The organism is Kitasatospora sp. NPDC051914, from assembly GCF_040680995.1.
Lineage (GTDB): Bacteria > Actinomycetota > Actinomycetes > Streptomycetales > Streptomycetaceae > Kitasatospora.
Genome location: NZ_JBFAXX010000093.1, coordinates 1 through 21812, shown reverse-complemented (window position 1 = coordinate 21812; position 21812 = coordinate 1). Strand labels below are relative to the sequence as shown.

Here is a 21812-nt window from a genome sequence, read left to right as displayed (position 1 = left end):
GCCGAGTTCAGCCGTCTTCCGCCGCGCGCGGTTCCCCGCGCCCCTGGTGGTTCACCCTCGCGCGCAGGGCCGTCCCCGCACTCGGGGTGCAGGTCAGTCGCCGATGCCGGCGAGGTCGCGCATCCGGCGGTGCTGGGCGGCGCGCTCGGCGGCGCGCTGCTCGTCGTAAGAACGTCCGCCGGCACCCTGCAGCAGGGCCTTGGTCTCGATGACCGCGTTGCGCGGCGCGGCGAGCAGCGCTGCGGCCAGGTCGCGGGCGGCGCCCTCCAGCTCCTCCGCGGGGACGGCCAGGTTGGCCAGGCCGATGGCGACGGACTCCTCGGCGCCGACCCAGCGGCCGGTGGCACAGATCTCCAGCGCCCGGCCGTAGCCGACCAGGTCGGTGAGCGGCTTGGTGCCGGCGAGGTCGGGGACGAGGCCGAGCGAGGTCTCCTTCATGGAGAACTGCACGTCCTCGGCGACCACGCGCAGGTCGCAGCCGAGCGCCAGCTGGAAGCCGGCGCCGACGGCGTGGCCCTGGACGGCGGCGATGGTGATCACGTCCGGGCGGCGCCACCAGGTGAACGCCTCCTGGTACTCGGCGATGGCGGCACCGGTCTCCTCGTCCGAGCCGGCGGCGAGCTTGAGGAAGGAGTGCTCGCCGGGGATGCCCTCCGGGGTGAACATCTGACGGTCCAGGCCGGCCGAGAAGGAGACGCCCTCGGCACGGAGCACCACGACGCGGACGGTGCCGGGCAGGGTGCCGCCGACGGCGGCGAGCGCCCGCCACATGGCCGGGCTCTGCGCGTTGCGGCGCGCCGGGTTGCAGAGCGTGACCAGCGCCAGCTCGCCCTCGACGTCGAGGCGGACGCCGACCTGCGCCCAGTCCTGGGGGTCGGTACCGACGGCGGGAGCGGTCATGGGGGTTACCTCCAGCGGGGGACAGTAGAGCTACTGGAGAGTAACAAAAGCGGGGACGGCCGAACAGGGCCGCGCCGGAAACGACGAACGGCGGCCCGGAAGACCCGGCCGCCGTACCGTCCGCGTGTGTCGGATGCACCGTGCGCGCCGCGGCCGACCGCACGGGGGCCGATCCGGCGCGGGCTGCTCCACCGCCGGGACGGCCACTCCTCCGCCGCCGGGCCGGAACGCCCGACGCGAAGCCGATCTGTCTGATGAACCGTCAGGAACTCGCCGCAACAGTCGCCTTGCTCTTGCCCCGCGTCGCACCGCCGCGACCCCGGAGGATCACTCCGGACTCGCTGAGCATGCGGTGCACGAAGCCGTAGGAGCGGCCCGTCTCCTCCGCAAGCGCGCGAATGCTCGCCCCGGAGTCGTACTTCTTCTTGAGATCGGCCGCGAGCTTCTCACGCGCGGCACCTGTCACCCGGCTGCCCTTTTTCAGAGTCTCGGCCACCCGTGCCTCCTCGTAGCTGTGCTCGGTCAGATTCCCATGATCACCCATAGCCAGGCTCCTGGCCACCCATTCGACAAGGTCGATACCGGGAAAGCGCAGTCTGCCGGTGGTGCCCGCAGTGCACAAGGGCGCTCACCCTGGGTGCACGCGCCCCCGGAACGGACCCCGGAACAGGGTGAACGGGCTGATCAGCACGGACGGCCCCGCCGCGGAAATGCGGCGGGGCCGTGGCCAACGGAATGCGCGGTGCCGGCATTCCCGGGCCCTCGCGGGGACCGGGATTTCTACGACGGAGAGCTGATCCGGCGTCTACTCGGAACTCAGGCCAGCGAGACGAGATCCGCGTACGCGGGGCTCCACAGGTCCTCGACGCCGTCCGGCAGCAGGATGATCCGCTCCGGCTGGAGCGCGTCGACCGCGCCCTCGTCGTGGGTGACCAGGACGACCGCGCCGGTGAAGGAGCGCAGCGCGCCGAGGATCTCCTCGCGGCTGGCCGGGTCCAGGTTGTTGGTCGGCTCGTCGAGCAGCAGCACGTTGGCGCTGGAGACCACCAGGGTGGCCAGGGCCAGTCGGGTCTTCTCGCCGCCGGAGAGCACGCCGGCCGGCTTGTCGACGTCGTCGCCGGAGAACAGGAAGGAGCCCAGGATCTTGCGGATCTGCACCAGGTCGGTGTCCGGCGCGGAGGAGCGCATGTTCTCCAGGACCGTGCGGTCCGGGTCCAGGGTCTCGTGCTCCTGGGCGTAGTAGCCGATCTTCAGGCCGTGACCGGGGATCACCTCGCCGGTGTCCGGCTTCTCCACGCCCGCCAGCATCCGCAGCAGGGTGGTCTTGCCGGCGCCGTTGAGGCCCAGCACGACCACCTTGGAGCCGCGGTCGATGGCCAGGTCGACGTCGGTGAAGATCTCCAGCGAGCCGTACGACTTCGACAGGCCGGAGGCGGTCATCGGGGTCTTGCCGCAGGGCGCCGGGTCCGGGAAGCGCAGCTTGGCGACCTTGTCGGAGACCCGCGCCTGCTCCAGGCCGGACAGCAGCTTCTCGGCGCGGCGGGCCATGTTCTGCGCGGCCACCGTCTTGGTCGCCTTGGCGCGCATCTTGTCGGCCTGCGCGTTCAGCGTGGCGGCCTTCTTCTCGGCGTTGGCGCGCTCGCGCTTGCGGCGCTTCTCGTCGTCCTCGCGCTGCTGCTGGTACTGCTTCCAGCCCATGTTGTAGACGTCGATGGCGGCGCGGTTGGCGTCCAGGTAGAAGACCTTGTTGACGACCGTCTCGACCAGGTCGACGTCGTGCGAGATGACGATGAAGCCGCCCTTGTAGGTCTTCAGGAAGTCCCGCAGCCAGGCGATCGAGTCGGCGTCGAGGTGGTTGGTCGGCTCGTCCAGCAGCAGGATGTCGGCGTCCGAGAAGAGGATCCGGGCCAGCTCGACGCGGCGCCGCTGACCGCCGGAGAGGGTGTGCAGCGGCTGGTTGAGGATGCGGTCCGGCAGGCCCAGCGCCGCCGCGATGGTGGCCGCCTCCGCCTCGGCGGCGTAGCCGCCCTTGGTGAGGAACTCGGTCTCCAGGTTGGCGTACTTCTTCATGGCCCGCTCGCGGGTGGCTCCCTGGCCGTTCGCCATCCGGTCCTCGTTCTCGCGCATCTTGCGCAGCACGGTGTCGAGGCCGCGGGCGGAGAGGATGCGGTCCTTGGCGAGGACGTCCAGGTCACCGGTGCGCGGGTCCTGCGGGAGGTAGCCGACCTCGCCCGTCCGGGTCACCGTGCCGCCGGCCGGGATGCCCTCACCGGCCAGCACCTTGGTCATCGTGGTCTTGCCGGCGCCGTTGCGGCCGACCAGGCCGATCCGGTCGCCGGGGGCGATGCGGAAGGTGGCGGACTCGATGAGGACGCGGGCGCCGGCGCGCAGCTCGAGGGCGTTCGCGGAAATCATGGCTGGGTCTCTCCAGGGGCGGGGGCGGGGCCCGGCGGCCGGGCGGAATGCAGGCGGAAGGGCGGGGCGGCGGCGGGCCTTCGAAAGCTCGCCGTCCGGCGCCTAATGCCCGGGGAACACAGCCATACGGCCCAGTCTACCGGGCGCCCGGACAGTGCCCGGTGTGTGCCGCGGCACGTCCGCTTGGACCGGCCGGCACATGGGGGGCGGTCTCAGACCGCCGCCGCTCAGCCCGCCGTCGGACAGCCCTCCTGCGGAGCGACCGCCGCGAACGGCAGCCCGGGACTGGTGCACCCCGTCTCCGGCGCACCGCGCCGGGTGTCGAAGACCTTGGTGCCGAGCACCGGGCCGTCCTCGATGGTCACCCGGTGCTTGTCCAGGCGCTTGAGCACCACGTCGGGCCCGGCGTTGATCTGCCAGCCGCGGCCGGCCAGCCGGAAGCCGTTGATGCCGCCGGGCAGCAGCTTGCCGGTGCCGGCCCCGGTGAGGCAGGTGCGCGGCACCAGCACCGCGTTGTCGGTGTGCACCGTGCGCAGCGGGTCGTAGCTGCAGCCCTGTGCCGGGCGGGAGTTGAACCGCAGGTCGCCGTCGCGGTCGCGGAAGCCCATGGTCAGCGACGGGGTGACCACGGCCACCCACGGCTCGTCCTCCAGGGCGGGCTGGAGCGCGGCGGCGGCCCGTCGCACCGCGGTGGCCTGCTTCTCGGCGTCGGTGCGGTCGGCGGTGCCCGGCTCGCCCTCGGCGCGCAGCCAGTCGGCCAGACCGGGCACGGCCCGGTGCCAGCGCACCTGGTGGTCGCTCGGACGGACGGAGGTGACCAGCCCGTCGTCCCAGACCACCACGGCGCTCTCGCCGGCCATCGCCAGGTGCAGGGCGGTGGCGTCCTCGCGGCGGTAGGACCACAGGTGGTCGCCGCTCGTCCGGTCGTAGGCCTCCAGGCCGGGGCCGACCCGCAGCTCCAGCACACCGGTGTCCAGGGCCTGCGCGCCCACCGGGCTGGCGTCCGCGATGCCGGGCTCGGCCAGCCGGTCGCCGAACGGCACCGGACGGTTGGCGTGCGCAGCGGCGCCCGCCCCGAGCACCAGGAGTGCGGCGAGCACCGGGAGCACGGATCGGCGGGTCAGGCTTCGCAGCGGCTTCCAGGACACGGGCGGAGCGTACCCGCCGCACGCCAGTACGTCAGCCGGAATTCGGGGGACCCCCCGGACGTGCGGTCCGGCACGGACCCGGCCGGTCGGGCGGGGCGACCTGCGGCTTCGGCCGCCCGCCGCGACCCGCTCGGACGCCCGGCGGCAGGAGGGACTGTTACACAGGTGGTACAGGATGCGGCGGAACGATCACCGTCCGTACCGATCCGGAGGGGCATCCGCCGGTATGCCTCCGGCGTGCGGCACGCTCGCCCGCGCGAACTACACTTTCGGGTGATATGGGATATTTCTGACGCTCCGTGGGCTACTGTCGGGTCACCCGCCCCCGCACCGCGCCCGGAGTGCCCCCATGCGATTCGGCCGTCTCGCGCTGGCCGCCGCCGCGCTGCTGCTGGTGACGACGGCGAGCGTGCCCTCCGGTACGCCGCTCAGCCAGACCGCACGGCACGACCCCTTCTCCGCGGACACCCTGGGCGGGCAGCGCGGCACCGCGCCGAAGCCGGCCGTGCTGCGGCCCCCGCACGAGGTCCCGTTCGGCGCCTTCGTCGGTTCCTGGGACAACTACATCCCGCAGATCGCCGAGCTCTCCACCTGGCTGCGCGGCGCCGAACTGCAGGTCGGCCACACCTACCTGGCCGGCAACGGCTGGGCCGACATCGAGGGCGAGAACCAGGTGCTCGGCCTGTGGTCGCAGTGGCGGCTGGCCCGCCCCGACCGCACCCTGGTGCTCGGCGTGCCGATGCTGGTGCCCAACGAGGGCAACCTCGGCGACGGCCAGGTCGCCGCCCTGCTGGCCCGCGGCAACAAGGGCGAGTTCGACCGGCACTTCCTCGAACTCGCCCGCAAGCTGGTCGCGTTCGGCGGCGGCGACACCGTCGTCACGCTCGGCTGGGAGATGAACGGCACCACCTACACCTCCCGCTGCCGGCCCGACCCGGCCGCCTGGAAGGCCTACTGGCGGCGGATCGTCACCGTAATGCGCTCGGTGCCCGGCCAGCACTTCCGCTTCGACTTCACTCCCACCCGCGGACTCGACGCCGTGCCCTGGACGCGCTGCTACCCCGGCGACGACGTGGTCGACATCATCGGGATGGACGCCTACGACATGCCGGCCGGGGCGGGCTTCGACGAGATGGTGAACGAGCCGTACGGGCTGCAGGACCAGGTGGAGTTCGCCGCCAGGCGCGGCAAGCCGGTCTCCTACCCGGAGTGGGGGTTGTTCCGCAACGGCGACAACCCCGAGTACGTGCGGCGCATGGTCGAGTGGATGCGCACCCACGACACCGCCTACCAGACCGTCACCGACTACTGCCCGCACGGCTTCCGGGGCTGCGACCGCAACCCGCGCTCGGCCGCCGTCTACCACGAGCTGATGTCCGGCTCCGAGGGCGCGCCCGGCGGCCCGCCCTCAGCTGCGGCGGCGCGCCACCAGTAGCGCCTTCAGTCGCGGCAGCCTGGTGGTCAGCACCCCCACCGCCGCCTGCCGCACCAGCACCTTCAGCCCCAGCAGGGCCGCGGCCGGGGCGAAACCGGGCGGGCCGACCACCAGCCGCTCGCTGCGCCGCCCGTCCGGGCACCAGCGCTGTTTGTACGGCTCCTGGCCGCGCAGCAGGCTCAGCACCGGAACGCCGCGGGCCCGGACCTCGTCCAGCGCGGCGGCGAACACCAGGCTGGCGATGTCCAGGCGCTCACGCATCATCGGATGCGCGCCGTACAGGTAGAGGCCGCCGAAGGACGGGCAGAGCACCACCAGACTGACCACCACCACCTCGCCGTCCAGCCGGAAGCGGTGCACCGCGGCGCGGCCGCGGGCCACCATGCCGGTGGTCGACTCGGTCAGGTGGGCGGTGAACCGCTCGGTGCGGTGCTCGGGCGTCACCCCGCGGTCCTGCCACTGCAGGAAGTGCAGCCGCAGCAGGTCCCCGACCGCCTGCGGGACCTCCTCCGGCGGTGCCGCGTCCATCTCCACCCCGGAGGCGGCGATCTTCCGCAGCTTCACCCGGGTGCGCTGCGCGGACCTCCCCGACAGCCGCTTGATCAGCTCCTCGACCGGCAGGGCGGGGAGGGACTGGCAGAGCGAGTCCCGGTAGCGGCGGGTGGTTCCGCGGTGGTGGGCCAGCACCCGCCGGACGGCCGCCTCGGGGTGCACCTCGCGCAGCTCCAGGCGGTGCCAGGGGCGCCGCAGCGGCAGGGCGGCGGCGAGCTCGGCGGCGGCCCGCTCGGCGCAGTCGTCGTCCAGCAGCACGTCGGTGAAGTCCACCAGCCCGCCGCCGAGGTTGGTCAGCCCGCCGGACCGGCCGCGCCGGCACAGGGCGGCCGCACCGACCAGCCGGCCGTCCCGGCGCACCAGCACGAGGACCAGCCCGCCCGGCCGGCCGTACCGGCGCCACCAGGAGCGCAGCCAGCCGCAGTCCTGGAAGGGCGTGGCGGTGCGGCAGCGGGCGGTGAGGCCGTCCCACTCCTCGGCGATCCGGTCGAGCGCGTCGTCGCCGCGGTCCACCTCGGCCGTCCAGAGCGCGGCCGCGACCGCCCGGGCGGAGGTGTCGGTGGTCATCGGACGGCCCCGGCGGATTGCCGTTCCAGCGGCTGACCGGGGAACACGGCGGCGGCCGGGCCCCCGGCCGCCGCGGCGGGACGGCGGCGGGCGGCCATCGCGAGGGCGCCGACCAGGACGCCGGCCGCGGCACCGACCGCGGTGTCCAGGGCGGCGGAGGGCGAGGAGGGCCCGTCCGGGGAGGCCGCGCGTGCCAGCGGGACTAGCTTGACGCCGGTGTCCTGGCTGCTGGTGTTGGCGAAGGCGATCAGCGAGGTCGCCACCGCGTCCGCGGCCTGCACGGCGTCCCCGGGCAGCGGCCCGGTGCCGGTGATCTCGATCATCGGGGCGTCCGGCGAGGTGGTGCCGCGGACCGTTTCCTCCAGGGCGGAGACCGTCCGGCCGGTCCTGGCGGCGGCCGCGGCCAGCACCTGCGGCTGCCCGGCGAGCCGGCCGTACGCCTGGGCGAAGTTGACCGCGGTGGCGCCCTCCCCCGGGTTCTGGGCGACCACCACCACGTAGGAGTTGGCGGTGTAGGCGGCGGGCGCGACGGCGGCGTACCCGGCGCCGGCGCCCGCACCCAGCGGGACGGCGAGGACCACCGGCCACCAGCGGCGGACGGCGGCCCCGAGGGATCGGCGCGGATCGGACATCGGTGACTCCTTGGCTCGGACGGTACGGGGGCGCGGTCAGACCCGCAGGGCGGCGGGCCGGTGCGCGACGGGGGCGGGGTCGAACCGGTCGTAGAGGTCGGCGAGTTCGGCGGCGATCCGCGCGATGTCGTAGTGGGCGACGGCGGGCGGCTGCGGGAGCCGCCGCCGTGGGGCGTCCCGCAGTCCTGCGAGCGCCGCGGTGTACGCCTCGGCGGTGCCGGGCAGCCGGACGGCGCCGGGCGCGGCCTCCGGGCCCAAGCCGTCCAGGGCGGGGCAGGCCGTGCACAGCACGGGCAGGCCGGCCGCCAGGCCCTCCAGCACGGTCAGGCCGAAGGTTTCCTCGGCCGAGGGGGCGGCCAGCACGTCCATGGCGGCGAGCAGTTCGGGGACGTCGTCGCGCTCACCGGTCGGCAGCAGGGCGTCCGCCACGCCGGCCCGCGCGGCCAGCGCTTCCAGCGCGGGCCGCTCCGGCCCCTCCCCCACCAGCAGCAGCCGCACCGGGCGGCCGCCGGGGCGGGCGGCGAGCGCGGCCAGCGCCCCGACCAGGACGTCGAACCGCTTGCCGGGCACCAGCCGGCCGACCGCGCCCACCACGAAGGCCTCCGGCGGCAGGCCCAGGGCGGCCCGCACCGTCTCCCGGGTGCCGGACGGCACGGCGTAGCGGGCCGCCTCGATGCCGTTCGGCAGCAGGTGGACGCGGTGCGGCGACACGCCCCAGTCGTGCAGGGTCGTCGCCACCTGCCCGGAGACGGCGAGCGTGGTGCGTCCGAGCCGCTCGGCGGCCAGGTAGAGCGCCCGTACGCCGCGGCCCGCCGCCCGGCCCTCGATCACCCCGGGGTGCAGCGAGTGCTCGGTGGCCAGCACCGCGGGGACGCCGGCCAGCCGGGCGGCGATCCGGCCGTACAGCCCGGCCCGGTACAGGTGGGTGTGCACCGCCTGGTAGCGGCGGGCCCGGATCAGCCGGGTGAGCCTGGGCAGCACCGCGAGGTCGCGGTTGCCGCGCATCGCGAGGTCGTGCACCACGAAGCCGTCGGCGCGCAGCGCCTCGGCGACGGTGCCGGGGTTGGTGAGCGCGGCCACCTCGCAGTGATGGCGGTCCGGCAGGTGCCGCAGCAGCAGGTGGAGTTGGCGCTCGGCCCCGCCGGCGGCGAGGCCGGTGACCACGTGCAGGACCTTCACCGGACGGTCTCCTCCCGGGCGGCGGGCACCGGGCTGCGGCCGCGCAGGCCGGTCCGGGCGTCCCGCCAGTGGTGCCGGCCCTGCTTGGCGAGCAGGCGCAGCGCGCCGTCGCGGTCGCCAACGTAGCAGCGCGGCAGGGCGAACCGGCCGGTGAGGTCGCTGTGCCCGATCGCGCAGGCGTACTGGTACCCGGCGTCCCTGATCGCCTCGGTGGCCGGGCGGTCGACCGCGCCGTACGGGTAGCAGAAGCCGGTGACCGGGCCGCCGACCAGCTGCTCCAGCGCGCGCCGGCTGCCGCGGGCCTGGTCGGCGAGCTCGTGGGCGGGCAGCCCGGGCAGGGCCCGGTGGGAGAGCCCGTGCGAGCCGATCTCCCATCCGGCGGCGGCGAGTTCGACGACCTGGTCGACGGTGAGCAGCGGCTTGCGGGGGCCTTCCGGGTCCCAGCCGTTCTGGCCGCCGAGCAGGTCGGGCACCACGTACACGCTGGCGGTGAAGCCGAAGCCGCGCAGCACCGGGACGGCGTACCGGGCGAAGTCGGCGTAGCCGTCGTCGAAGGTGAGACCGACCAGCCGGGCCCCGGTGCCCGCGGCCCGGGCCCGCAGCAGCTCGCGGACGCTGACCCCGCGCCGGCCGCTGCGGGCCAGCCAGGCCATCTGCGCGGCGAACCGCTCGGGGCTGACGGTGAGCAGGTAGGGGTCGTGGTCCTCGTACGCGATCGAGTGGTACATCAGGATCCACGGGGCCGTTCTGGCGGCGTCGGCCTGGACGGGCACGGTGGGGCGGCGGGCCGGTTCAACGTCCATGGGGCTTCCTCTCAGCAGCCGAGGTGACCGGGCCCGCGGCCCGGAGGAGCGCGCGGACCGGGCCGCGGACCTCGGGGGCGCCGAGGGCCGTGCCGAGCCCGGCGAAGACGAGGGCGACGGTCACGCCGCCGACCAGGGTGGCGGGCAGCGGCGCGGACAGCCGGGAGGCCGCCAGGGCGCCCGCGGCCGCGGCGCCGACCGCCGCGGCCAGCAGCCGGGCCTGCCCGCCGAGGACGAGCCCGAGGCGCAGCGCGATGCCGCGCAGCAGGAGCCCGCGCAGCAGCAGGACGGCGGCCGCGGTGATGCCGGCCGCGTTGCCGGCGGTCAGCCCGAGCGCGCCGAACCGCGGGGTGGCGGCCAGCCCGACGCCCGCGGTGACCAGCAGCCCGGCGGCCATCGCCGCGACCGGGTACCAGTCCAGTGGCCGGAGGCCGCTGCCGGCCGGCGCGGGGTCGTCCGCGCGGCGCACCACCGGCCGGACGGAGAAGTACGGGCGGACCATCACGCCGATCAGCGCCTGCGCGGGCAGCCCGAAGCTGTACACCCGGATGACCTCGGCGGTGGCGGCGGTGTCGTGCGGGCCGAAGGCCCCGCGCTGGAAGAGCAGGGCGACGACGGAGGGCGCGCAGGCCATCAGGAAGGCGGTGCCGAGCAGGACGACGGCGGCGGCCTGGCCGAGGTCCTTCTCCACCCGGTCGCGGGCGGCGTCGAGGTCGCCGGCGGCGAGCGCCCTGGCGACCAGCGGGAAGGTCACCGTGACGATCAGGATGCCCGCCGTCATGGCGAGCTGGGAGACCTTCGCGGCGTAGTTGAGGTGCGAGATGGTGCCCGGCGGCAGGCCGGATCCCAGGTAGCGCTCGATGAACACCTGGGCCTGCCGGGTGAGCGTGAACGCGGCCACCGGCAGCATCGCCAGCGGGATGAGCACCAGGCCGCCGGCGGCCGCCCCGCGCACCCGGCCCGGGCGGCGGCGGGCGGTTCGGCTGCGCAGGCGGCGGGCGGCGGCCAGCAGCAGGCCCGCCATCAGCAGGCTGCCGCAGGTGACGCCGAGCGCGGCGGACTTCACCCCGAGCAGGGTGTGCCCGGCGAGCAGCACCGCCAGGATGCCCAGGTTGTACACCACGTAGATGCAGGCCGGGGCGGTGAAGGTGTGGTGGGCGCGCAGCATCGAGCAGAGGTAGCCGACCACGCCGAACGGCAGGACGGTCAGCGCGGTGATCCTGGTGCAGGTGACGGCGAGCGCGGGGTCGGCGAGGCCGGGGGCGAGCAGGCCGACGAGCGGGCCGGCGCCGAGCGCGGCGGCCAGGGTGAGGGTGCAGAGCGCGAGCAGCAGCCAGGGCAGCGTGGCCCGGACCAACTGCCGTACCGGGTCGGGCCCGTGGGGGTGTTCCTCGCGCAGCACCAGGGCCAGGCTGAAGGCCGGGACCATCAGGAAGGCCATCGCGTCCTCGATCAGCAGGGGTGCCGCGGTCTCCGGCACCGTCCAGGCGACGAGGAAGGCGTCGGTGCCCTGGTTGGCGCCGAAGTAGTGGGCCAGCAGCAGGTCGCGGAGCAGCCCGAGGCCCGAACCGGCCGCGCTCAGCACCGCGGTGACGCCGAAGGCGCGGGCGACGAAGCCGCCGTGGCGGCGCCTGGCGGCGTGCCGCGGCCCGGGGACGGCGGCCCCGGCGGGCGGTGCGGAGGCGGTCGGCCGGTCGCCGCTCATACGGCCTCCGCGTCCGGTGGGGGCGGGAAGGCCGTTCGGGCGGCGAGGCCGAGCACCACGGAGGTGAGCACGGTGGTGGTGCCGCCGATGTCCGCGTAGAGGAAGTCGACCAGCGTCCAGGCGAGCAGGGCGAGTGCGGCGAGCCCGCTGCCGCTGGCGCGGCGCAGGCAGCCGATCAGCAGGGCGAGGAAGAGCGCGGCGTACGCGACGATGCCGATCAGGCCCTGCTCGCTGAGGACCAGGAAGTACATGTTGTGCGGGGAGAGCAGCGGCTCGCGCTGGAAGCCGATCGTGGCGTCGGCCGCGTCGCTGCCCGAGGAGAGCCTCAGCGGGGCGTGGCTGTCGCGGAGTTGCTGGAAGGCCTTGGGGCCGGCGCCGGTGGCCGGGTGGTCCTGCCAGATGCGTTCGGCGGTGGCCCACAGGTCGTAGCGGTCGCTGACCGACCGGTCGGGCGCGGCCTGGACGGAGCCGATGCTGCCGAGCCGCTCGGCGACGCCCGAGGCGCCGAGGCCGAAACCGCCGACCAGCACCACGGCGGCGGCAGCGGTCACCACCGCGCCGCGCAGGGCGAGTCGCGCGTCGGCGCGCAGCAGCAGGACGGCGGCCGCGGCGGCGCAGGCGATCCAGCTGCCGCGGCTGAAGGAGACCGCGAGCGGGAACAGCAGCAGCATGGCGGCCGCGGCCCAGGCCCGGCGGTGCGCGGGTCGGCCGCCGGGGCCGCGTTCGGCCAGGGCGAGCGCGAGGGCGGCCAGCAGGCCGAAGCTGGCCACGGTGGACATCGCCATGATGTCCAGGGCGCCGAAGGTGCCGACGGCGCGCACGGGCTGTCCGGCGTACGAGGCGCCCGTCCGGGTGAGGAACTGGTGACCGCCGACCATGCCCTCGATCAGGGCGGCGGCGACGAACGCGCCCAGCAGCAGCCGCTGTTCGCCGCGGGTGCGGACGGCGCAGGCGACCGCGGCCGGCACCAGCACGAAGATCTGCACCAGCCGGACGAACCCGGTGGTGCTCGCCGCCGGGTCGATGGACGCCAGGGTGGCGGCGGCCGCCGCACAGACCACCGCCCCGAACAGCAGGCAGACCGTGCGGTCCAGCCGTGCCCGGCCGCGCAGCAGGTCGAGCCCGACCATGCCGACCAGCAGCAGCGAGGCGAGGTCGGCCGGCGTGACGTGGAAGGAGGCGGCGACGTCCTTCTCCCCGGTCGGGACGCACACCAGCAGCACCGTTGCGGCAGCCGCCGCAGCGGCCGGCCGCGGCAGCCCGGGAACGCGCCGCAGGAGAGGCGCCCTGCGGACAACCCGGAGCGCGGGTGAGCAACTGAGGGCCATGTCAGCTCCCATCCGGGTGGAGCAGGACATCCCGCCCCGAGCCGAAGGGCCCGCCGGTGCTGAGAGGGAGGAGGGAGGGAGCGCAGCGACGGAGCGACGACCGTCGGCGCCGGATCAGGAGGGCCCGGAGGCGAGCGGGCGAGTAACCAGCCATGTCAGCTCCCGTCCGGGTGGAGCATCAGGGCCGCGGTCCGCAGGAGGATCTTGGCGTCCTGCCAGAGGCTCCAGCTCTCGATGTAGCGGTTGTCGAAGCGGGCCCGGTCCTCGATGGAGGTGTCGCCGCGCAGGCCGTTGACCTGGGCGAGGCCGGTGAGGCCGACCGGGACGCGGTGGCGGTCCTGGTACTCGGGGTAGGCCTGGCCGAACCGCATGACGAAGTAGGGGCGCTCGGGGCGCGGTCCGACCAGGCTCATGTCGCCGCGGACCACGTTCCACAGCTGGGGCAGTTCGTCCATCGAGGTGCGGCGCAGCAGACGGCCGACGGCGCCCATCCGGTGGTCCTGGGAGATGTTCCAGCGGGTGGCCGACTCGTGTTCGTTGCTGGGCCGCAGGGTGCGGAACTTGAGCAGGGTGAAGACCTGGCCGTCGAGGCCGGTGCGCTGCTGGCGGAAGAGCACGCCGGGGCCGGTGTCGAAGCGGACGGCGAGTGCGCAGGCGGCGAGCACCGGTGACAGCAGTACGAGGCCGAGGCCGGCCGCGGCCACGTCGAGGGACCGCTTGAGGGCCCAGGAGCGGCGGCGCAGCGCCGGGAGCTCCAGCGGGACGCAGGGGAAGCCCCAGAGCTGGTCGGTGTCGCGCCGGCCGAGCGCGGCGTACTCGCGCAGCTGGGGCACCACCCAGACCCGGCAGCCGAGCCGTGCGGCCCTGCGCAGGGCCGCGGCGGTGGCGGCGTCGTCGGCGGTGCCCTCGGTGGCGATCACGTGGTGGATGCGCTTGCGGCGGATCTGGCTCTCCAGGGCGTCGAGGCCGCCGAGGAGGCGCGGCGGGGCGTCGGGGCCGAGCAGTAACGGCCGGCTGTCGAGGTGGCCGACCGGGCGCAGCCCGTACTCGCGGTGTTCCAGCAGGACGGCGGCGACGCGCTGGCCGAGCTGGCCGGCGCCGAGCACCAGGGTGGGGCTGGGGCGGCGGCGGCGGGCGCGGCGGAGCAGGGCGTAGACGGCGGCGCGGGCGAGGCAGGCCAGCAGGGTGAAGGCGGCGAGCAGGGCGGCGAGCCCGAGCAGCGGGGCGGGGCCGGCGAGGGAGCGGCCGAGGCAGGCGGCGAGGGTGACGGCGAAGGCGACGGAGACGGCGGCGCGGGCGGCGAGGGCGGGCAGGTCATCCAGGGCGGAGACGGTGAGCCGGCTGCGGTAGAGGCCGCCGGAGGCGTTGAGCGGGACGAGGACGGCGAGCAGGGCGACGGCGGTGAGCGGCGGGCGGCCGGGGGCGGTGAGGACGACGGCGGCGGCGAGGGCGAGGGCGTCCGAGCCGAGCAGTCCGGCCGGGAGGGCGACCCGAGAGCGGAACGGCCGGCGGTGGCGGCCGACCTGCGGCGCCGGGCGCGCCCGAAGGCCGGCTGCGGGCCGGTCGAGCAGTTCGGTGCTGAGCTGCCGCCGGGCCGACAGTGGTCCGCCCGGCCGCGGCACGCTCTCGTGGTCAATGGTCATCGGTGCGCGAACTCCCCTGTGGTGTACCCGCCTCGCGGGGGCGGCCGACCGGCTCGTACCGGCCCGGCGCGGGGCACGGCGAACCCGACCCTCCGAACAGGTACGAAACGGGCAAAATCAGACGGTAGCGATCGCCGTTGTCACTGCGGCGAGTTGACGTGCCGTGTCATTCCACCTGCGCATTCGTCGGACTGTCGGACGACTCGTTACGCGGCACCCCCCGACCCGGCGGCGGCTGCGGACTCGGCAGCGCCCGCGAGGGCTCCCACGATCGGATAAACGATCAGAATCCGGGGGAGACACGGGAATCGGGACCGTGCGGCGCCCGTACGGGGAGGACGGCGCGGTACACCGCGTCGACCTGCGCCACCGTGTCGCGCACGTCGTGCCGCCGTTCGACGTGCGCCCGGGCCGACTCGCCGCGGCGCGCACAGGCGTGCGGATCGGCCAACTGCCGGACCAGGTGCGCGGCCAGTGCATCCGGGTCCTCCGGCTGCACCGGCTCGGCGGCGTCGGGCGGGGGCGGCAGGCACTCGCGGGCGCCGGGCACGTCGGTGAGCAGCACCGGCCGGGCGGCCGCCATCGCCTCCAGCGGGGCCAGCGCCATCCCCTCCCAGCGCGAGGGCAGCACCACCAGGTCGGCGGCGGCCAGCCAGGGCCGCGGGTCAGGGACGTCGCCGGCCAGCAGCACCCGGCACGGTCCGGGCAGTGCGCGGACCCGCTCGGCCAGCGCCGGCGCGTCCGGCCCGCCCCCGACCAGTGCCAGCCCGGCCCCGGGAAGCGCCGCGGCGACCTGCGGCCAGGCGTCGAGCAGGACGTCCTGGCCCTTCTGCCGGCACAGCCGGCCCACGCAGACCGCGAGCGGGGCCTGCGGATCGAGCCCTGCGGCGGCAAGGCCCAGCCCGGCGCGGGCGGCACTGCGGGCGGCGGCGTCCGCAGGGGCGTGGTGGTCGAGGTCGACGCCGTTGGGCACCACCCGCCAGGCCCCGGCCACGCCGGCCGCCTCGCCGTCGGCCCGCTCCTGCTCGCTCACGCACAGCAGGGCGGCGGCCCAGCGGGCCGCGTGGCGCTCCCACCGCCTCGTCGCCTCCGCCATCGGGCCCCGGACGGCCGCGAACGACCAGGCGTGCGGCTGGAAGACGGTCGGCACCGACCCGCGGACGGCGAGCCGCCCGGCCAGTCCGGCCTTGGCGCTGTGCAGGTGGAGCACGTCCGGTTCGGCGGCCCGGACGATCCGGCGCAGCCGCCGCACCTCGCCGGCGGTGGCCGCCCCGGGCGAGCGCCCGGCCGGCCAGTCCAGCAGCTCCGCACCCGCGGCGGCGGCCTCGGCGCCGAGCCGGCCGCCGGGCGGGCAGGCCAGCAGCACCTGGTGGCCCGCCGCCCGCTGCCCGCGGACGAGGTCCACCACCACCCGGGCCACGCCTCCGTCGACCGGCTGCGCGACATGAAGGATCGTCAGATACACGGTCGCGAGCCTAGGTCGGGGTCGGCTCCGGCAGCCGGGATGTCACCTTCCCGGGGAGGGGCACCACCCGTACGGCGCGGGCTGGGCCGTACGGGTGAGCGAGGGCCGTACGGTCACTCGACCTCGGTGGCGAGCTTGGCGAGCAGGGCGCCGTGGATGCGGTTGAGGCCCTTGGGGGCGAAGGTGCGCTCGAAGAAGCCGCCGATGCCGCTCGCGCCCTGCCAGGAGGCGTCGACCGCGACCCTGGCGCCCTCGCCGGCCGGGGTGACCGTCCAGGTGATCACCATGCTGGAGTTGGCGTCGGTCTCCACCAGCGTCTGCGGGCGCGGCTCGGTGACGTCGAACAGGCAGTCGCGGACCCGCTTCTCGGTGGCCTGCAGCCGCCAGTGCACCTGGGTGCCGGCGCCGGTGCCGCCCGCGCGGACCTCGTACTCGCTGTACTGCTCGGGCAGCAGCCGGGGCCGGACGGTGTTGTAGTCCGCGAGCGCCTCGTACACCCGCTGCGGGGACGCCTGGTAGACCCGCTCGGTGGTGGCCTGGACCTTGCCCATGGGGGGCTCTCCTTCACTGGACATCGCCGCCGCTCGGGGCGTCGGCCGAACGCGCCCAAGCCAACCACACGGGCCCGCGGGTTAGGCTTGCCGGTGTGCTCGATCAGGTGACCGCCCTCCGCTACCTCGATCCGCTCCGCGCCGGCGGCTCGGTGCCCGGCGTGGTCGAGACGGACGACCTGGGCACCTACGTGGTGAAGTTCACCGGCGCGGCGCAGGGGCCGAAGGCCCTGGTGGCCGAGGTGATCGTCGGCGAGCTGGCCCGCCGGCTCGGCCTGCGGGTGCCGCCGCTGGTGCTGGTCGACTTCGACCCTGGCGTGGCCGCGCACGAGCCGGACACCGAGATCCAGGACCTCCTGCGGGCCAGCGCCGGGCTCAACCTCGGCATGGACCTGCTCCCCGGCGCCCGCGACTTCACCCCGGGCGCACTGGCCGTCGACCCGCAGGAGGCCGGCCGGGTGGTCTGGCTGGACGCGCTGACCGGCAACGTCGACCGCACCGTGCACAACCCCAACCTGATGGTCTGGCACGACCGGCTGTGGCTGATCGACAACGGTGCCGGGCTGATCTTCCACCACCGCTGGTCCGGCGCCGCCGCCTCGGTGCTCAAGCCGTACCCGATGAACGCGCACGCGCTGGGCGCGTTCCGTCCGGCGGTCGCGGCGGCCGACGCCGAGCTGGCCCCGCAGGTCACCGGGGAGCTGCTGCGCGAGGTGGTGGGCCTGGTGCCGGACGCCTGGCTCGCCGACGAGCCGGGTTTCGACTCGGCGGCCGGTGTCCGGGAGGCGTACGTGGCGCACCTGGCCGAGCGTGCCGCGGGCTCCGCCGCCTGGCTGCCCACCGAGTTCGCCTCGCCCGAGGAGCTGCGCGCCGCCGAGGAGCGGCGGGCAGCCGCCACGCTGGCGGGCCGGCCGGCCTGGCTCAAGCAGGTGCCCAACCGGCACGGTCTGGCCCAGGTCGAGTCGGACTGGAGCCGACACGTCGGCTGAGCCGTCCGTCATACCGGCCCGCGCCTTGTCCGCCGGAACGACCCTGCCCCGCCCGGGAGGGAATTCCCGGGCGGGGCAGGGGGGTTCGTCCGTCGCTCAGCGGGCGGACGTCACAGGCGCCACCACTGCGCGGCCTTGGCGGCGTTGACGATGCCCGCGCCGTAGAAGCCGTTGTTGTGGCTGTTGCCCTCGCAGGTCGCCTTCCAGGCGCCGTCGCCGCTCGGGTCGAAGGCCGCCGGGCAGGCGTGCTCGTCGGCCTGGTTCTGCAGCATGGCGCGCAGCTCGTTCGGGCCCGCCCAGGGGTGGGTGGAGGCGAGCAGCGCGGCCACGCCCGCCGCGTGCGGGGACGCCATCGACGTGCCCTGCATGTAGGCGTACTTGTTGCCGCGGACGGTGGACAGCACGCGGCCGTTCTTGTCCGGGGTGTCCGGCAGCTGGTAGCGGGAGTCGCCGCCGGGGGCGGCGACGGTCGCCTTGCCGAGGCCGTAGCTGGAGTAGAAGGACTTGTCGCCCTTGTTGCCGACGGAGGTGGTCACCACGATGCCCGGCAGCTCGGTCGGCAGCGACAGGCAGTTGTCGTCGATCGGCCGCGGGACGGGGGTGGTGTCGTCGGGGCTGGTGGTGTCGGTGGTCTTGTGCGCCAGGTCGATGTTCTCGTTGCCGGCCGCGGCGACGCTGAGCACGCCGTTGCGCTGCGAGAAGGCGACGGCCCGCTTGACCGCGGTGACGATGGCGGCCTGGTCGGGGTCGGTCTTGCAGTTGAACAGCCACGGGTCGATGTAGTAGCTGTTGTTGGTCACCTGGAAGTGGTGCTCACCGGCCCACATGAAGCCGCAGATCGCGTACTCGGGGTAGATGAAGCCGCCGTCGTCGACGACCTTCACCGCGGCCAGGCGGACGTTCGGGGCGATGCCCTCGATGCCCTTGCCGTTCTTGGCGGCGGCGATGGTGCCGGCCACGTGGGTGCCGTGGTCGCTGGAGGTGGGCTGCCAGGACTGCCACGCGGTGTCCGCCTTGCCGCCGTTGATGCAGGAGGCGGAGAGCGAGGCGTCGACGTTGGGGGCGAGGTCCTCGTGGGTGGCGTCGATGCCGGAGTCGAGGACGCCGACGACCACGCGGCGGCTGCCGAGGGTGGTCTCGTGCGCCTTGTCGACGCCGATCTGGCGCATGTCCCACTGGTTGGCCCACAGCGGCTCGGAGCCGTCGGCGGGCGCGGCGGCCGCGGCGGCGGCCGGCTCGGCGACCTCCACGTCGTTGTTCTGCACGATGCCGGCGGTGCGGCTGGCGCCGACCGAGTCGACGGTCTTGGACGCGCGGAGCTTGGCCGCGAAGTCCTTGTCGGTGGACCGGGCGACGACCACGCCGATCTGCTCGTAGGAGACGACCACGGTGCCGCCGAGTGCGGCGATCTCCCGCTCGGCCTTCTTCACCTGGCCGTGGTTGGCCTTGGTGTTCACCACGTAGCTGAGCAGGGGGCCGGGCGCGTCCGCGGCGCCGGCCGCGGCGGCGGTTCCGGACGGCAGCGCGATGGCTCCCGCCGTGGCGAGGGTGATGCCCAGCGCCGCCAGCCTGGTCCGGCGTATCCGAGGAACACTCATAGGGGTTGACCCTCCCGAGTCTCGTCGTGTGCCCCGCTGTTGGCGGTGGCACGTGAGTGGTCGGACGCTATTGGCCGTACGTGGTGATCCGCAAGGGGTCGGTTACACGAAATGCACACAACGCGGGTGCCCGGCCCGCTGTCAGTCGGGCCGGGCACCTGGTCTGCCGGTTCTCCGTCAGGTCCCGGGGGCGAACCCGGGCCGTGCGTCAGGAGTTGAAGAGCTCTCCGTAGGTGGCGAGGGCGGTCGCGATGTCCGCCTGCGCCCAGAACCGGTGGTACGTGAAGGTCGGCGCGGCGCCGCCGTCCAGGTAGGCCTGGACCTCGGCGAAGGCCGGGTCGTTCTTGTAGAAGGAGCGGATCGAGAGGAAGGTGGACGCCGAGTTGATCGCGTCGCCGTTGGGCATGGTGCCCGTCCAGCCGGACGGCACGGACAGCGAGTCCTTGAACCGGCTGTAGTCGGTGCGGGTCTCCGGGACGGAGATGCCCAGCGCGTCCTGGTTGTTGGCCCACATGCCGTCGAGCAGCTTCTGCGCGGCCGTCTTCGCCGCGGCGTTGCCGGACTTGGCGGCGTAGTAGGACAGCAGCTTGGCGTAGGAGCCCGCCACGCCCACGTCGCTGGTTCGGTCGACCACGGTCACGTGCAGGCCGGTGTTGCTGCCGGGCGCGCTCGCGTTCCAGGTGTCCGGCTTGCCGGTCCAGGCCAGCGTGGACGGGATCAGATACGTACCGTCGCTGTTGAACGTGGTGTTCGCCAGCGCCCAGGTGACCCACTTGTCCAGCACGGCCTTGGCCTTGGTGTCACCGCTCGCGTAGTAGTACTCCGCGAGCCGCTCCACGCCCCAGGCCTGGAAACCGAACCACTGGTTGGACGGCGGGTCGTGGTAGACCGGCGCCTCGTCGTAGTACATCCCGTAGAAGGTCGGGGTGCCGGCCGGCGGGGTGCCGTAGGCGCCGTCCCAGCTGTTGGTGGCACCGCCCGCGATGGCGCCCTCGCTGGACTGCAGCCACTGCAGGAACTCCACCTGGCGGCCCAGGCTGGTCGTCCAGTCGGTCTTGCCGGTGGCCGACTTGGGCGCCATGGCGGTGTTGTTCACCAGGGCGTAGGCGGCCATCGGGTTCTGGTAGCCGCCGTGCGCGGCGCTGTCGCCGATGCGCCAGGCCCAGCCGGCGCTGCTGTCGGTCGCGCCGCCCCAGGCGTAGTACCAGGACAGCAGGTAGTGCTCGCTGCTCTTGCCGGAGCCGGCGGCGCAGACGGTCGGGCCGACGCAGTTACCGATCTTCTTGAAGTACTTGTCGAAGAACGAGTAGCGCAGGTAGTCGCCCATCTTGCCGGCCTTGGCCACGCTGGCCGCGACCTGCGAGCCGTTGCCCTGGGCCTTGGCCCAGACGTCCGCCCAGTAGGCGGCCTGGATGGCACGGGCGTCGGCGTCCGGGGCGTCGGTGAACTTCCACTGCTTGGCGTAGGACGCGTCCTTGACGAACAGGTCCAGGTAGCCGTTCTTGCCGCCGTAGGCGAACTTGTCGCAGGTGGGCTGCGGGATCGTCTCCCACACCGACTCCTGCGGGCCGCGCTGGTAGGTGTTGATGTAGGACGGGCCGGTGTCGGTCGGGCCGGCCTCGCACTTGCCCGGCGAGTTGCCGTAGCCGTACACGTTGTCGACGTCCTGCAGCCAGTGCATGCCGTAGATGTCGTCGGTGCCGTAGGCGGACTTCAGCTCCGCGGCGATCGGGTCGTTGCCCGGCGTCACCGAACTGTCCATCTGCGACGGGTAGTCGCTGGGCAGCGGGTGCTCGGGCGCGTAGGTGGCCGGCTTGCTCGCGTTGTAGAAGCTGTTGGTGGGCTGGTCGGCGTGCGTGGGGATCATGTACGTCTCCATGAGCGTCCACGCCGCGTTGAACTTCGACCAGTCCTTGGTGACCCGGCCGTACTGCGCCTCCAGCCACAGCAGGTAGCTGTAGGCCTCGGAGGTGGTCTCGTGGCCGTGGTCCGGCGCCTCGACCAGGAGGGTCTCCACCGAGTGGTAGGGGATGCCCTCGGGCGAGAAGTAGCCGTTCGCCGGCGCCTTGATCTTGTTGTAGAGCTGCAGGAAGCGGTCGTCGTACACGCCCGTCCCGGCGGCCAGTTCGGTCACCGTGACCACCGAGCTGGTGTAGCCGGTGGCGGTGGAGGTGAAGCTCGCCGAGCCGGTCGAGGAGGCGTCCGCGGCCAGGGTGACGGTCTGCGCGGTCGACCAGTTCGACGGGGTGAAGGTGAGCGTGGCCCCGGAGCTGACGGAGAGCCCGGTGTTGCCGGAGGTGCGGGTGGTGGTGACGGTGACGTTGCCGCTCGGCTGCGAGGACAGCTTCAGCGCGAAGGTGCCCGTCTTGCCCTGGGTGACCGACAGCGTGGTCGGCACCGCGGTGATCGACGGCCCGGCCGCGACGGTGATGCCGGCCGGGGTCGACTCACTGGTCGCACCGAGGCTGTCGTACGCCTTCGCGTACACCGAGTGGTTGCCGGAGGAGGCACCCGTCCAGCCGAAGGTGTACGGGGCGGTGGTGGCCGTGCCGATCAGCGTGGTGTTGTCGTAGAACTCGACCTTGCTGATCGAGGCGCCGTCCGCCGCGGCGGCACTGGCCGCCAGCGGGATCGCCGCGCCCGCCGCGTAGTTGGCACCCGCGGAGGGGCTGGTGAGCGCCACGGCGGGGGCGGCGTGCGCACCGGTGCAGGCGGTGCCGTTGACCGCGAAGGCGGTCGGCGCCGCATTGGTGCCGCTGTACGAGAAGTTGGCCCCGGCGGTCACCGACTGGCCGGCGCCGATGGTGGCGGCCCAGGCCGGGTTGGTGACGGTGACGTTCTTGCCGGACTGCGACCAGGTGCCGTTCCAGCCGGTGCCGGAGAGCGTCTGGTTGCCGGTGTA

At 74.3% G+C, this 21812-nt stretch carries 17 protein-coding genes; 2 read left to right on the top strand and 15 right to left on the bottom strand.

Annotated elements, in window-relative coordinates; translation table 11 throughout:
* Nucleotides 1-93: 93 nt before the first annotated feature.
* The 4 genes from AB0M03_RS36460 to AB0M03_RS36445 form a co-directional block, all read right to left on the bottom strand.
* A complete protein-coding gene (locus AB0M03_RS36460; RefSeq protein ID WP_363500027.1) occupies nucleotides 94-900 on the bottom strand; it encodes an enoyl-CoA hydratase/isomerase family protein in 807 nt (268 codons plus the stop codon).
* Nucleotides 901-1162: 262 nt separating this feature from the next.
* The gene (locus tag AB0M03_RS36455; protein ID WP_363500025.1) at nucleotides 1163-1396 is read right to left on the bottom strand and encodes a helix-turn-helix domain-containing protein; all 234 of its coding nucleotides are present in this window, start codon (nucleotides 1394-1396) and stop codon (nucleotides 1163-1165) included.
* A 320-nt stretch (nucleotides 1397-1716) separates the two neighbouring features.
* On the bottom strand, nucleotides 1717-3315 hold the full coding sequence (gene abc-f, locus AB0M03_RS36450; protein WP_363500023.1) for a ribosomal protection-like ABC-F family protein: 1599 nt from the start codon (nucleotides 3313-3315) through the stop codon (nucleotides 1717-1719).
* Between the two features lie 227 nt (nucleotides 3316-3542).
* Nucleotides 3543-4463: a hypothetical protein gene (locus AB0M03_RS36445; RefSeq protein ID WP_363500021.1), complete on the bottom strand. Its 921-nt coding sequence runs from the start codon at nucleotides 4461-4463 to the stop codon at nucleotides 3543-3545.
* 349 nt (nucleotides 4464-4812) lie between these two features.
* Between AB0M03_RS36445 and AB0M03_RS36440 the strand changes: the two genes are divergently transcribed.
* A complete protein-coding gene (locus AB0M03_RS36440; protein WP_363500019.1) occupies nucleotides 4813-5898 on the top strand; it encodes a glycosyl hydrolase in 1086 nt (361 codons plus the stop codon).
* On the opposite strand, the gene AB0M03_RS36435 is transcribed toward AB0M03_RS36440, so the two are convergent.
* From AB0M03_RS36435 to AB0M03_RS36395, 9 genes are all read right to left on the bottom strand, one after another.
* Nucleotides 5872-7017: a GNAT family N-acetyltransferase gene (locus tag AB0M03_RS36435; RefSeq protein WP_363500017.1), complete on the bottom strand. Its 1146-nt coding sequence runs from the start codon at nucleotides 7015-7017 to the stop codon at nucleotides 5872-5874. The two genes, AB0M03_RS36440 and AB0M03_RS36435, sit on opposite strands and share 27 nt — an antisense overlap.
* Entirely contained in the window at nucleotides 7014-7649 is a 636-nt protein-coding gene (locus AB0M03_RS36430; protein WP_363500015.1) for a lipopolysaccharide biosynthesis protein, read from the bottom strand. The genes AB0M03_RS36435 and AB0M03_RS36430 overlap by 4 nt, the downstream gene beginning before the upstream one ends.
* Nucleotides 7650-7685: 36 nt before the next feature.
* Nucleotides 7686-8828 (bottom strand): glycosyltransferase, encoded by a 1143-nt coding sequence (locus tag AB0M03_RS36425; RefSeq protein WP_363500013.1) that lies wholly within the window; start codon nucleotides 8826-8828, stop codon nucleotides 7686-7688.
* On the bottom strand, nucleotides 8825-9631 hold the full coding sequence (locus AB0M03_RS36420; RefSeq protein ID WP_363500012.1) for a polysaccharide deacetylase family protein: 807 nt from the start codon (nucleotides 9629-9631) through the stop codon (nucleotides 8825-8827). Before AB0M03_RS36420 ends, AB0M03_RS36425 begins: the two co-directional genes overlap by 4 nt.
* Nucleotides 9621-11336 (bottom strand): lipid II flippase MurJ, encoded by a 1716-nt coding sequence (locus tag AB0M03_RS36415; protein ID WP_363500010.1) that lies wholly within the window; start codon nucleotides 11334-11336, stop codon nucleotides 9621-9623. Before AB0M03_RS36415 ends, AB0M03_RS36420 begins: the two co-directional genes overlap by 11 nt.
* Complete coding sequence (locus tag AB0M03_RS36410; protein WP_363500008.1) at nucleotides 11333-12550, bottom strand: O-antigen ligase family protein; 1218 nt, start codon at nucleotides 12548-12550, stop codon at nucleotides 11333-11335. The genes AB0M03_RS36415 and AB0M03_RS36410 overlap by 4 nt, the downstream gene beginning before the upstream one ends.
* Nucleotides 12551-12819: 269 nt before the next feature.
* Nucleotides 12820-14307, bottom strand: a complete 1488-nt coding sequence (locus tag AB0M03_RS36405; RefSeq protein WP_363500006.1) for a sugar transferase — start codon at nucleotides 14305-14307, stop codon at nucleotides 12820-12822.
* 283 nt (nucleotides 14308-14590) lie between these two features.
* Nucleotides 14591-15766 (bottom strand): glycosyltransferase, encoded by a 1176-nt coding sequence (locus AB0M03_RS36400; RefSeq protein ID WP_363500029.1) that lies wholly within the window; start codon nucleotides 15764-15766, stop codon nucleotides 14591-14593.
* A 119-nt stretch (nucleotides 15767-15885) separates the two neighbouring features.
* Entirely contained in the window at nucleotides 15886-16323 is a 438-nt protein-coding gene (locus AB0M03_RS36395; RefSeq protein WP_363500004.1) for an SRPBCC family protein, read from the bottom strand.
* Nucleotides 16324-16418: 95 nt separating this feature from the next.
* Here AB0M03_RS36395 and AB0M03_RS36390 point away from each other — a divergent pair, with 95 nt between their 5' ends.
* On the top strand, nucleotides 16419-17312 hold the full coding sequence (locus tag AB0M03_RS36390) for a HipA family kinase (RefSeq protein ID WP_363500002.1): 894 nt from the start codon (nucleotides 16419-16421) through the stop codon (nucleotides 17310-17312).
* Nucleotides 17313-17422: 110 nt separating this feature from the next.
* On the opposite strand, the gene AB0M03_RS36385 is transcribed toward AB0M03_RS36390, so the two are convergent.
* Nucleotides 17423-18910, bottom strand: a complete 1488-nt coding sequence (locus AB0M03_RS36385) for a S8 family serine peptidase (RefSeq protein WP_363500001.1) — start codon at nucleotides 18908-18910, stop codon at nucleotides 17423-17425.
* Nucleotides 18911-19118: 208 nt separating this feature from the next.
* A partial coding sequence (locus AB0M03_RS36380) for a glycoside hydrolase family 48 protein (protein ID WP_363499999.1) occupies nucleotides 19119-21812 on the bottom strand: 2694 nt, incomplete at its 5' end.